Source organism: Sorangium sp. So ce117 (assembly GCF_051524395.1).
GTDB lineage: Bacteria > Myxococcota_A > Polyangia > Polyangiales > Polyangiaceae > Sorangium > Sorangium cellulosum_B.
In genome coordinates, this window is record NZ_CP150309.1 from 10223474 (window position 1) to 10235851 (window position 12378).

6 protein-coding genes are annotated in these 12378 nt (G+C 73.4%); 2 read left to right on the forward strand and 4 right to left on the reverse strand.

The annotated features are described in order from the left end of the window. Positions 1–100: 100 nt before the first annotated feature. Positions 101–1360, forward strand: coding sequence for a metallophosphoesterase family protein (locus tag WMF46_RS38270; protein WP_437981746.1), 1260 nt, complete (start codon positions 101–103; stop codon positions 1358–1360). A 176-nt stretch (positions 1361–1536) separates the two neighbouring features. After that, complete coding sequence (locus tag WMF46_RS38275; RefSeq protein WP_437981747.1) at positions 1537–2754, forward strand: cytochrome P450 family protein; 1218 nt, start codon at positions 1537–1539, stop codon at positions 2752–2754. A gap of 140 nt (positions 2755–2894) precedes the next feature. On the opposite strand, the gene WMF46_RS38280 is transcribed toward WMF46_RS38275, so the two are convergent. The 4 genes from WMF46_RS38280 to WMF46_RS38295 all read right to left on the reverse strand — a co-directional run bounded on the left by WMF46_RS38280 (position 2895) and on the right by WMF46_RS38295 (position 12302). Beyond that, the gene (locus tag WMF46_RS38280; RefSeq protein WP_437981748.1) at positions 2895–4967 is read right to left on the reverse strand and encodes an amylo-alpha-1,6-glucosidase; all 2073 of its coding nucleotides are present in this window, start codon (positions 4965–4967) and stop codon (positions 2895–2897) included. After that, positions 4957–6903: a malto-oligosyltrehalose trehalohydrolase gene (gene treZ, locus WMF46_RS38285; protein WP_437981749.1), complete on the reverse strand. Its 1947-nt coding sequence runs from the start codon at positions 6901–6903 to the stop codon at positions 4957–4959. Before treZ ends, WMF46_RS38280 begins: the two co-directional genes overlap by 11 nt. Before the next feature lie 348 nt (positions 6904–7251). Continuing rightward, on the reverse strand, positions 7252–9510 hold the full coding sequence (locus tag WMF46_RS38290; protein ID WP_437981750.1) for an ATP-binding cassette domain-containing protein: 2259 nt from the start codon (positions 9508–9510) through the stop codon (positions 7252–7254). Continuing rightward, a complete protein-coding gene (locus WMF46_RS38295) occupies positions 9507–12302 on the reverse strand; it encodes an ATP-binding cassette domain-containing protein (RefSeq protein ID WP_437981751.1) in 2796 nt (931 codons plus the stop codon). The genes WMF46_RS38290 and WMF46_RS38295 overlap by 4 nt, the downstream gene beginning before the upstream one ends. Positions 12303–12378: the final 76 nt, after the last annotated feature.

Genomic DNA, 12378 nt, shown 5'->3' on the forward strand with positions numbered 1-12378 from the left:
CCTCGCCGGGGCGCGGCTCGGCCGCTTCAGGCGAGCGCGATCCTCATCGGATGAGCAGCGCTCCCGGCGCCGAGCGGCTAAGCTCGGGCCGCGCCAGCTCATGAAGTTCGTCCACGCCGCCGACCTCCACATCGACAGCCCCCTCCGCGGGCTCGACCGTTACCCGGGCGCCCCCGTCGAGCAGATCCGCGGGGCGACCCGGCGCGCGCTCGAGAACCTCGTGAACCTCTGCCTCGCCGAGGAGGTCGATCTCCTGCTCCTCGCGGGCGACATCTACGACGGCGACTGGAAGGACTACAGCACGGGCCTGTTCTTCGCCGCGCAGCTCTCCCGCCTGCGCGCCGCCCGAGTGGACGTCGTGCTCCTCTATGGCAATCACGACGCCGAGAGCAACATCACGCGTCACCTGGAGCTCCCCGAGAACGCCCGGCGGCTCGATCCCCGCCGCCCCGAGTCCATCGTCTTCGATCGGCTCGGGGTCGCCGTCCACGGACAGAGCTTCGCGACCAAGGCCGTCACCGACGATCTCGCCGCGGGTTATCCGGACGCGCGGGCAGGCCTCTTCAACATCGGCATGCTCCACACCTGCCTGGGCGGCCGCGAGGGCCACGACAACTACGCTCCTTGCAGCCTGAACACCCTCATCGGGAAGCGATACGATTACTGGGCGCTCGGCCACGTGCACACCCGGGAGGTGCTCTCGCGCGATCCGTACATCGCGTTCCCCGGCAACCTCCAGGGCCGCCACGCCCGCGAGACCGGCGAGAAGGGCGCCCTCCTCGTCGCGGTGGACGAGGGCCGCATCACCTCGGTCGAGCACCGCCCCCTCGACGTCGTGCGCTGGAGCGCGTGCGAGGTCGATCTCTCCCCGGCCGCGAGCGCGGACGACATCGTGGATCTGACGCGGGAGGAGCTCGAGCGGCGCCTCGCCGAGGCGGACGGGCGCACGCTGGCCGCGCGGGTCTTCCTGTGCGGCGCGACGAAGGCGCACGCCGCGCTCCGCGCCGATTTCGAGCGCTGGACGGGGCAGATCCGCGCGATCGCCAACGATCTCGGCGGCGCGCTGTGGATCGAGCGCGTGCTCTCCCGGACGATCTCGCCGCTCCAGGTGGGCGCGCTCGAGGAGCGGGACGACGCGATCGGCCAGCTCACGAGGTCGCTGCGCGCGCTGCGCGACGACGAGGCGGGCCTGTCCTCGCTGCTGCGCGAGTTCGCGAGCCTCAGGAACAAGCTGCCCGTCGAGGCGCGCGAGGGGGACGACGCGATCCGCCTCGACGACCCGGCGTTCCTGCGCGAGACGCTCGACGACGTGGAGCACACGCTGATCTCGCGGCTGCTCGGCACGAGCGACGCGCCCTGAAGGTCGGGCGCGCTCCCGCGGCGCGCCCGAGATCCGACGCCGCGGCTTGACGGTTGACGGCGCGCAGCCCTCCGGCCGCCGCTTGACGGAGCGCTGTTCTCCACCATGCACACCTCGCGATCCGGCGTGACGCGAGCATCACCTCGAACGTCCGGACGCCATGGAACGGGGGAATCATGGTCGACCAGGACGCTTTTCCGGAGCTGTTCCATCCGAGCAGCCGCGCCGAGCCGCACGCGATCTACGCGCGCATGCGGGCCGCGGGGCGCCTGCATCGCCTCATTCACCCCCGCCTCGACGTGCCCATCTGGGTGGCCGTGCGTTACGACGACTGCGTGGAGCTCCTCAAGGATCCGCGCCTGATCCGCGACTTCCGCAAGCTCCCCGACGAGGTGCGCCGGCGTTACTTCCCGCTCAGCGACCGCACGACCTTCATGGATCAGCACATGCTCGACGCCGATCCGCCGGATCACACGCGGCTCAGGGCCATCGTCCAGCGGGCCTTCTCGCCGCGGATGATGGAAGGGCTGCGCCCGCGCATCCAGGCGATCGCGGACGGGCTCATCGACGCGGCGATCGACCGGCGCCGGATGGAGCTCGTGGCAGACTTCGCGTTTCCGCTCCCCACCGCGGTGATCGCCGAGCTGCTCGGCCTCCCCCTCGAGGATCGCGACCGGTTCCGCCGGTGGACCAAGGTCCTCCTCGCGCCCGCGAAAGGTCGCGAGTTCGTGGAGCGCGCGCAGCGGGTGGTGGAGGAGTTCGCCGCGTACTTCCGGGCGCTCGCCGACGCGCGCCGCAAGGCCCCGCGCGACGACCTGATCAGCGGCCTCTTGCTGGCCGAGGAGCAGGAGCACAAGCTGAGCCCGGCGGAGCTCTCGAGCATGGTGTTCCTGCTGATCGTCGCGGGCCACGAGACCACCGTGCACCTCATCGCGAGCGGCATGTTCCTCCTGCTCTCGCACCCCGCGGAGCGGCGCCGGCTGGACGAGGACCCCGGGCTCGTCGGCTCCGCGGTGGAGGAGGTGCTGCGCTGCGAGGGGCCGGCGGAGCTCTCGACGATCCGCTGGTCGCTCGAGGACATCGAGCTGTTCGGCGCCCGCGTGCCGGCGGGAGAAGGCGTCGCGGCGGGGCTCATGGCCGCGAACCGGGATCCGGAGCACTTTCCGGATCCGGACCGCTTCGACATCGGCCGCTCGCCGAACCGGCACATCGGCTTCGGGGGCGGGATCCACTTCTGCCTGGGCGCGATGCTCGCGCGGATCGAGGCGGCGATCGCCTTCTCGACGCTCCTCCGGAGGCTGCCGCGCATCGCGCTCGCCGTCCCGCCCCGCGACATCGTATGGAGCGAATGGCCCATGATCCGCGGCCCGGCGGCGGTGCCTGTGGTATTCTGAGGCTGACAACACCTCGTTTTGTCGGTGTTTTTCAACGAGATATTGAACAGGGAGGCGGGGAGACGGGGAGATTTCTGGGATTTGACTCCCCGTCTCCCCGCCTCCCTGTGAACTTTTTCCAGAACGATTCGATGGAATGCTCAGCCCCCCGAGGGGGCCGTCCTGGCGTAGGCGCGCAGCACCTCGGCCACGCTCCACGCCTGGGCGACGCACCCGCGGGGCGTGAACGGCGGCTCTGCGTCGAAGATCTCGCTGATCGAGCCGGCGCAGGCCTCGTCGAGGTGCGGCGCGAAGCCCTCGAGCAGGCGCCGCGCCCCGGCGAGATCGGTGGGATACACCTTCAGCCAGGCGTCGATGAACGGGCCCATGAGCCACCCCCACACGGTGCCCTGGTGATAGGCCATGTCCCGCGCGCGGAGGTCGCCGAAGTACTTCGGTTTGTAGTCCGGGTGCCCCGGCGCGAGCGACCTGAGGCCCACGGGCGTCCAGAGCCGCTCCTTCACCTGATCGACGATCCCCTTCCAGCGCGCGGGCTCGAGGACGGGGTGAGGCAGCGAGATCGCGAGGAGCTGGTTCGGCCGGAAGGCGTCGTCGGCGCCCTGCTCGCCGTCGATCACGTCGTAGAGATAGCCGTGCTTCTCGGACCAGAAGCGCCGGTTGAAGGAGGCCTTGACCTGCTCGGCGGCCGCGCCGTAGCGCTTCGCCGCGCCGTCGCCGTCGGACTCGCGCGCCCAGCGCTCGATGAGGCGCAGGGCGTTGTACCAGAGCGCGTTGATCTCCACGGGCTTCCCCCGGCGTGGCGTGACCACGTAGTCGCCGACCTTCGCGTCCATCCAGGTCAGCTGAACCCCCTCTTCCCCCTGGCGGATCAGGCCGTCCTGCGGGTCGGCGCGGATGCCGAAGCGCGTCCCGCGGGTGTGGTGCTCGACGATGTCGATCAGCGTGGGGAGGATGAGCCGGAGCGTCTCGCGATCGCCGGTGGTCGCCAGGTAGCGATCGAGCGCGTGGAAGAACCAGAGGGTGGCGTCGGCTGTGTGGTAGAGCCCGTCGTTCTTGCCCTCCGGGAACATGTTGGGGATGAGCCCGTCCTTCACGTAATGGGCGAACGTGCGGAGGATGTAGCCCGCCTCGGTGTGGCGCCCGGTGACGAGCGTCAGCCCCTCGAGGCTGATCATGGTGTCCCGGCCCCAGTCGGTGAACCAGTGATAGCCCGCGATGACGGTGCGCACCTCGTCCCCGGCGGCCCGGGCGCGGGCGGCGTCCTCGACGCGGCCCGCGGGGCTGATGAGGAACTGATCGGCGCCGAGGACGAGCTCCGCCGCCGGCCCGGTGCGGACCTCGGGCGCCGCGGCGAGCAGGAGCCGCGTCCGGCGCTTGCGCTCCGCGCGCTGCACCTCGTCCGTGGAGAGGGCGTTGAGCGTCTCCCAGGCCTCCGTGGACGCGATCAGGGTCACGCTGCCGGAGACCGGGAGCTCGAGGCTGAAGCGGCCAGGGCTGTAGAACTCGCCGACGGCGTCGTATCCACGGCTCTGCTCGATCCGGTAGCGCACGTTGCGCAGGCGGGCGCTCTCGATCCTGAACTCGGCCCGAGCGCCCTGGACCTTCAGCCGGAGCGGCGGCAGGTCGCCCGGCGACGCGAGCTCGTAGCGATCCTCGACCACGGTGAGCGCGTAGGGGCCCGCCACCGGCCGATCGAGCGCGCCCTCGTGCGGCCGGAAATTCACCCACGGCTGGAGCTCGATCCGCACCGGGCCCGTCCCCTCGACGAGGGTGTACGTGACATGGACCGTGTTCTGCGCGTGGGGCATGAGGAGGCGCCGCTCGATCGCCATCCCCGCGCCCTCGTAGCGCCAGACGGGGAGCCCGGCCTCGAGGCGGAACTCGGCGAGATCGATGACCTGCGCGGCGCCGTCGTCGAGCCAGGGCTCCTGGCCGCCCACCTGGTACACCCTGTCCTCCGCGGTGAAGATCCGGGTGGAGAGATCGCTGAGCATCATCGTGCGGCCCAAGGGAGCCGGCAGCGCGGAGATCAGCAGTCCATGGAAGCGGCGGGTCACCGCGCCGGAGACGGTGCCCGACGCGTAACCGCCGAGTCCGTTCGTGACGAGCCATTCCCGCGTGAGCGGGTCCGAGCCGCGCTCGGCGTCGTCCTGCGAGGTGGGGGCGGCGCCCCGGGACCAGACCATCCTCCGGCAGATCTCGTCAGCGTACATGCTTCTTAGGCTCCTCCGGGCGCGGGTTGGCGCTCGTCTTCTCGGGCACCGGCGTCCCGACCACGGGGAGGAGGAGGATCGCCGCCTCGCCCGGAATGTGGACGCCCTCCTCGGTGATGACAGGTGGACTGCCTTGGCCCCCGTAGCGGGGGGACTCGCTGGACCACGACGTCTCCCAGCGGCGCCCCGGCGGCGGGGCGAAGAGCGGCTCCGGCAACGACCCTCGATGGATGTCCCGCCCGAGGTTGACGAGGAGCAGCCGGTCGTCGCCGTCGTCGCCGAAGTAGCGCAGGAGGAAGGCGTGGGCCGAGAGGACGGCCCCATCGACGCCGCGCGGGCGCTGGGCCCGGATCACCGGGTCGCGCCGGCGGAGCGCGATGAGGTCCTCGTGGAGGGCGTAGAGGGCGGCGTTCCGCTCGCGCTCGGAGAAATCGAGCTTGCAGCGCTCGAACGTCCGCGGGTCGCTCGGATCGTCGAGCTGAGCGCGGACCTCCGGCGCCGAGCAGGACGGGAACTGCTCGAGGAACTCCGCCCTGCCCTTGCGCACGAGCGGGGCGAGATCGGGGTTGTGGTCGGCGAAGAAGAGGAACGGCGCCGAGGACCCGAACTCCTGCCCTTGAAAGAGCATGGGTGTCCCAGGGGCGAGGAGCAGGGCCGCCGACATCGCCCGGAGCTTGCCCGGGCTCACGATGCGACAGAGCCGCTCGCCCCGCGCGGTGTTGGCGACCTGATCGTGGTTCTCCAGGAAGAGGACGAAGCGGGCCGGATCGACGCCGAGCGCCGGCGTCCCTCGCCGCTGCTTCTGCCAGTGATAGCGCTGCCCCTGGAAGAGGAACCCGTGCTTCAGGGCGGAGAGGAGCTCCTGGGGCGAGCCCTCGTGATCGCTGTAATAGGCCTCGTTCCGGCCGGTGAGCGCCACCTTGGCGCTGTGGTGAAAATCGTCGTTCCAGATCGCGTCGAGCCCGTAGCCGCCCCGCTCGGCGGCGCGGATCAGCCACTCTTCCTGCGACTCGTTCTCGGCCACGAGGAACGTCTCCTTGCCCTTCGCCGCCTCCCGCACGCGGCGCGTGATGGCGGCGAGGATGTGGTCCTTCGAGCCATCGTAGATGTTCTGCGTCGCGTCGAGCCGGAGCCCGTCGAGGTGGAACTCGTCGATCCAGTAGCCGGCGTTGGCGATGAAGTACTCCCTCACCGCCTCGGATCGCGGGCCGTCGAAGTTGATGGCCGCTCCCCAGTCCGTCTTGTGACGATCGGTGAAGTAGTCCTTGGAGAACTGGCCGATGTAGTTGCCGTCCGGGCCGAGGTGGTTGTAGACGACATCGAGGATCACCGCGATCCCGGCGCGGTGCGCCGCGTCCACGAAGCGCCGGAGATCGTCCGGGCTGCCGTAGAGGCGCGTCGGCGCGAAGAGGTTCACGCCGTCGTACCCCCAGTTGAAGCGGCCGGGGACCTCGGCGATGGGGAGCAGCTCGATCAGGGAGATGCCGAGCCGCGCGAGCTCCGGCAGCTCGCGGGCGGCGGACTCCCATGTGCCCTCCCGGGTGAACGTCCCGATGTGCATCTCGTAGACGACTTGCCCCTTCAGCGGGGCACCCCGGAATGCCGCGTCGCTCCATGAGAACGCGCCGGGATCGATCACCTCGGAGGGCCCGTGCGGCCCCTCCGGCTGCGACCGCGAGGCGGGATCGGGAGTGAGCGCCTCGCCGTCGTCGAGCCGGAACCTGTAGCGGGTGCCGCTCGCCGCGGACGCGACGAGCCCCGCGAAATAACCGCCCTCCTCGGGCCGCAGCGGGGCGGCCCCGCCGCTCCCCGGCCCGGCCTCCAGGACGACCTCGACCTTGCGCCTGGCCGGCGCCCAGACACGGAAGTGGACTCCTTTCCCGACGAGCACCTCTGCGCCAACGGGCAACCGCCTCTCCGTCTTGAATTCCGGCATTGAAATGAATTCTAGGCGCAACACAGATGACGTCCAGCGCCGATCTGCACATGACGACGCTACCGCTGTCACTGCTCAGCTGTCGAGCGCAACGTGCCTTACGGAGCTACCTGAGAGCGTTCAGGGGCAAACCGACATCGAGGTCAGCGCTGTCTGTGTGGCGAAATTGCGCGAGGTGAGGTCGCTCTGAACCTCGCGCGCCGCTGGGCTCCCTCCTTGCCCACGACGCGTGTTCGAGAACACGAAAGAGATAGAGCGAGACAGGAGTCGACCCATCGAGATGGGGAGAGGCCATGAAGTGGGCTTGACGACCGTGCGATGGAAGGCAATGAAGCGCGCTCTCCGCGGCTACGGGTGGGCGATGACGACGAGGGTGCGCGCGCGCCGGAGCACGCAGCGCAACGCGCGCTCCAGCGTCTCCGGGTCGAGCGCCGCGAAGCTCTCGTCGAGCACGACGACCTCGGCGCCCTGCAGCAGCGCGCGCGCCATGTAGAGCCGGCTCCGCTCGCCGTGCGAGAGCTGCCAGCCCGTCTCGCCCACCACCTGCTCCAGCCCCCCCGGCATCCGGCCGAGCAGCTCGCCGAGGCCGAGCTCGCGGCAGATCTCCTCGGCCTCCGCGAGGTCGTCGGGCCTCGGCGGCCAGCGCCTGCCCATCAGCAGGTTGTACGCGAACGTCCCGGCGAGGACGTGGTTCTCGTGGAACTGCGGCGCCGCCGCCACGCGGCGCCGCCACGCGCCGGCGCCCAGCATGTGGCGGTCGAGCCCGTTCAGCAGCAGCAGCCCCGCGTCGGGCGCGCGCAGCCCCGAGAGCAGCGCGCTCAGCGTCGACTTCCCGCCGCCCGAGGGCCCCTCGAGCAGGATGCGGTCGCCCGCCGCGATCCGCACCGAGACGTCGACGACCGCGGGGCGCGCCCGTCCCTTGTGCCGGAACGACAGCTCGTGCGCCTCCAGGACCACAGCGCGGGCCTCGGCGTCGCCCCCGCGCGCGAGGGCCGGCGATCGCCCCGCGTCGGGGGGCAGCGGCGGCGGCGGCGGCCCGCCGCGGGCGGCCGCCTGGAACAGCGTGGAGACCTGCTCCCACGCGATCACCGCGCTGGCGAGGCTCGACAGGCCGCCCGACAGGCCCTGGAGCGCGCGGCTCGCGAGCAGGACGCCCCCCAGCGCCACCGCGTACGCCCCGGCGGAGCCGGTGCCCGCGAGGAACGGCGGCAGGAGGCCGATGATGCCCGCGATGAGCCAGCCGCGCGGCATCAGCGCGCCGATCTCGATCTGGCTCCGGTCGATGTCGCGCGACCGCAGCAGGTACTGGGCGAGCGCCTCGTCCTCGCCGTGGTGCCAGCGGCCGTGGCGCTCCTGGGCGAGGCGGGTCCGGTGGCCGACCAGGCGCTCGATGAGGTCGTGCGTCATCGCGAGCCGCGCGGCCGTCCAGCGCGCGCGCCGCCGGTAGAACCTCACGCAGAGCGCGACGACCAGCGCCGCCCAGGCGACGAGCAGCAGCGCATGGATCGCGCCCGCCGCGCCCTGGGCGAGCACGGCCGCCGCCGCCGCGAGCTCGAACGCCGACGCGACCGCCGCGACGCCGCCGCCCATCGCGAGCCCCTCGATCGCCTCGGACTCGATCACGCGGCCGAGGAAGCGGCCCGCGCCCTCGCTGCGCACCTCCTCGGCGTCGAGCGCGAGCGCGCCCGAGAGCAGGCGCTGCTTGACCAGCGCGCTCGAGTCGATCGCGACGAGGCCGGACAGCCACGCCATGAGCTGGCGCAGCGGCACGACCGTCGCGAGCAGCAGCGCGCCGGCGACGAGCCACCCCTCGTCGAGGTGGTCATCGAGGATGCTGCGCCCCACGGTCATCCACACCAGGATCCAGAGCGTGTAGCCCGCCGCGTGGGCCGCGAGCAGGCCGAGGAGGCGGCGCGGGATCCGCGCGGCCATGGCCTGCCGCACGAGCGGCGCGCCCGGCGGCAGGCGCAGGCTCCAGATGCCGTCGACGATCACCGGCCCGAGGCGCTCGTCGAGCAGGGCCCGCCGCGCGCGCGCGCGCCGCCGTGGCCGCACGGCTGCGCGCGCGAGGACGCGCTCGATCTCCGGGAGCACCTGCGCCTCGATCGGGCGGCAGATGCGGCCGGCGATCGCCTCGACCGGGACGCGCGCCGTGGAGCGGTCGGCGCGGAGCGCAGCGAGGTCGCGCCCCCTGCGCCCCACGACGGCGAGGAAGCGGGGCGCCCCGCCGTCGCGCAGCCACACGAGCGCGGGCGCGACGCGGAGGAGCGCCTCGCCGATCTCGTCGTAGCGCGCCGCGATCGGCTCCGCCTCGACGCCGAGGTACGCCGCGGCCTGATCGATCCACGCCCCGAGCGCGTCCGCGCTGCGGAGGTGCCCGGCGGCCGGGACGGGCGCCGCGACCGCGCGCGGGCCGAGGCCGCTCTGCATCGCGAGCGCCTCGAGCGCGTCGCCGAGGCGCTCCGCCGGCCACTCGAGGGCGCCGAGCGAATCGACCGCCTGGTCCGGCCGCGCTCCCCACCCAGGTTGCGGCCTCGCCCCCCACCCAGGTTGCGCCTCCGCCCCGTCCGGCCGGGCTTCCCACCCGGGTTGCGCCTCGGCGGTCACCTCCGCTGGCCCTCCGCTGGCGCTCCGCCGCCCTCCGCTGGCGCTCCGCCGCCCTCCCCCGCCGCCTCGGCGCCCTCCCCCGCCGCCTCGGCGATGCGCCCGCGCGCGACCTTCAGCCGGCGCCACCCGCCGCTCGACCAGAGCCCTCGCTGCACCGCTGCCTCGGCCTCGAGCAGCGCGCGGTAGCGCGAGCCGGGGCGCGCCGCGAGCTCGGACGGCGCCCCGTCCTCGACCACGCGCCCGCCGTCCACGACGAGCACCCGCTCGAACGATCGCGTCTCGCCGACGTCGTGGGTGACGCACAGGAGCGTCGCGCGCCGGAAGCGCCGCCGCGCCCGGGCGAGCAGCGCCCGGCGGCGCTCCCGGTCGAGGCCGCGGAACGGCTCGTCGAGGATCGCGAGCCGCGCCTCGCTCCGCAGCATCGCCCGGCCCAGGCGCAACCGCTGCCCCTCGCCGCCGGAGACGAGCCCTCCGCCCTCGCCGAGCAGGGTCTTCTGCCCCTCCGGCAGCCGCTCCAGCACCTCGCGCAGCTCGGCCTCCTCGACGACGGCGCCGAAGTCGGCCGCGTCGTCGGGCGCGCCGTAGCGGAGGTTGTCGAGGAACGATCGGTTCCAGATCTGGACCGCCGGGTCGACCCACGCGGTCTCCTCGCGCAGCGCGCGCACCCGCTCGCCGTCGAGGGGGCGGCCGTCGACGAGCACCCGGCCCTCGCTCGCCCGGTGCCAGCCGAGCAGCACCCCGACGAGGCTCGACTTCCCCGCGCCCGAGGAGCCCACGATCGCCACGTGGCTGCCCGCCGCGATCTTCAGATCCACCCCGTCGAGGATCACGTGGCCGGCCGCCTGGATGCGCACGCGCTCGAAGGTGATCGCGCAGCCCGCGCCGCCGGCGGCCCCTTGCGCAGGCGGCGCCGCTGCCGCGGGCGCGCGCGCGGGGGCGCCGGCGCGCAGCTCCTCCGGCGCGCCGAGCGGCTCGAGCAAGCGCAGCGCCGTGTTGCGGTGCCCTGGGTACTGGAGCAGCGTGCTCGCGAGCGCCTGCCCGATGGAGGGCAGCGCGAGCGCCCAGTAAAAGAGCAGGAGCGCGCGCGAGAGGGCGCCCCCGCGGGCGAGGAAATCGCCGAGGATCCACGCGGCGAGCGAGAAGCCGATCAGCGCCTGCGCCCCGTCGACGGCGAGCGCGGCGCGGAGGAGCGCGCGGCCGGCGAGCGCCCACTCCCCGAGCAGCCCCGCGTGCTCGCGCCGCACGGCCCGCTCCGCCGCGTGCGCCCGGATCGGCACGAGGCCGAGGAGCGCGTCGAGGTAGAAGCTCGTGAGCGCGCCGGCGTGGGTGCGGACGCGCAGGTCTCGCTCGACGAGGACGCGGTTCCCCGCGAACGGCAGCGCCAGCGCGAGCGCGGCGCCCGGCACGGCGAGGCGCGCGCTCCCGGGATCGATCCAGACGATCGCGGCCGTGGTCACCGCGAGGTCGAGCGCCGAGCGCGCGATCTGGCCGCCGAACGCGGGCAGGCCGCGGAGCACGTGCAAGCTGTGGCCGCGCTGCGCCATGTCCGAGGCCGGGCGGCTCTGGAAGTAGCGATCGCCGATGCGCGGGATCTTCGCGAGGAACGCCATCCGCAGCCGGACCTCGAGGTGGCGCCCGAGCCGGATCATCCCCGAGGTCAGCGAGAGATCGAGGGCGAGCTCCACCGCGAGGAACGCCGCGAGGGCGATGAGGGCGGCGAGGCGCTGCTCGAACAGCGCGAGATCGTTCGAGATCTGGAGCAGGCCCCGGAAGAGGAGGCTCTCCAGCACCACCGTCGCGACGCTGAGCAAGAGCGCGCCGGCGAGCACGGCGGGCGTCAGCAGGCCGTCCTCGCGGATCATCCGGAGGAGCGCGCGCGCAGGCGGGATCTCGCGCTCCGCGAGGGCGGCTGCGAGGTCGGGGGGGAGGCGCGCCTCGCCGCGAGCCGCCTCGCCGCCGCCGCGAGCAGCCGCCTCGGCGTGCACCGGGGGCTCGGGGGCGGAGGCGCCCGGCGCGCCGTCGCGGCCTGCCGGCGCGCGGGCGAAGCTGAGCGGCCGCCGCCCGCGGATCCGCACGAGCACGGCGCCCCGCGTGAGGACCATCTCCTCCCCGGACGGGTCGGCCGGCCCCGGACGCGCCGTCCAGAAGCCGGGCGGGATCATCTCCTCCCGGGAGGCCTCGGCGTCTCGGTCGAGCAGCGCGCCCAGCACGCGCGCTGCCTCGCGCCCGCGCCCGAGGCCGCCGGAGCGCACGAGCGACGTGACCAGGCGCGCGCCGGCGTCGAGCGCGGCGATCGCTCGCCAGTCCCGGTCCGACAGCGCCGCCTCGATCGACCGCGTCCCTGCGCCGAGCCACGCGAGCCGGCGCCCGAGCGGCCGCGTGAACCCGTCGCTCGCGGCCCACGCGCGGAAGTCCGCCGCGGACAGGGGCAGCTCGTGCTGGTAGAGCTCGGCCTCGAGCTGCCGTCGCGTGACCCAGCGCCGCCCCGTGCCCGGGTCCATGATCTGCGCGAGGCCCCCGTGCCGGCGCCAGATCACGACAATGTGGAGCGGCCCGGTCGACTGCCGCACGATCGCCAGGGCGGGCAGCGCCTGCGCCTCGTCGAGGAGCACGTGCTCCGGCGGCACGAGGATCTGCTGGGCCACGAGCCCGAGCTGCTCCGCGAGGTCTTCGAGGGTGTCGATGGAGGTGCCGTCGACGTCGGTCTGGCAGGCCTCGCGCAGGCGCCCGTAGCTCACGCCGACGCCGAAGCCCTCGAGCACGCACTTGAGCGTGGCGGGCCCGCAATCCATCGCCGACGTCTGCACGACCTCCGGCGCGAGGAGCCTCCGCCTCGGGCTCGGCGGCCGGCGGCGGGGATCGGCGCTC

Excerpts from the sequence above, each read along its gene's own strand:
- treZ (WP_437981749.1), bottom strand. The coding sequence starts at position 6,903 with ATGCCGGAATTCAAGACGGAGAGGCGGTTGCCCGTTGGCGCAGAGGTG.
- WMF46_RS38280 (WP_437981748.1), bottom strand. The coding sequence starts at position 4,967 with ATGTACGCTGACGAGATCTGCCGGAGGATGGTCTGGTCCCGGGGCGCC.
- WMF46_RS38270 (WP_437981746.1), top strand. The coding sequence starts at position 101 with ATGAAGTTCGTCCACGCCGCCGACCTCCACATCGACAGCCCCCTCCGC.
- WMF46_RS38295 (WP_437981751.1), bottom strand. The coding sequence starts at position 12,302 with ATGGATTGCGGGCCCGCCACGCTCAAGTGCGTGCTCGAGGGCTTCGGC.
- WMF46_RS38275 (WP_437981747.1), top strand. The coding sequence starts at position 1,537 with ATGGTCGACCAGGACGCTTTTCCGGAGCTGTTCCATCCGAGCAGCCGC.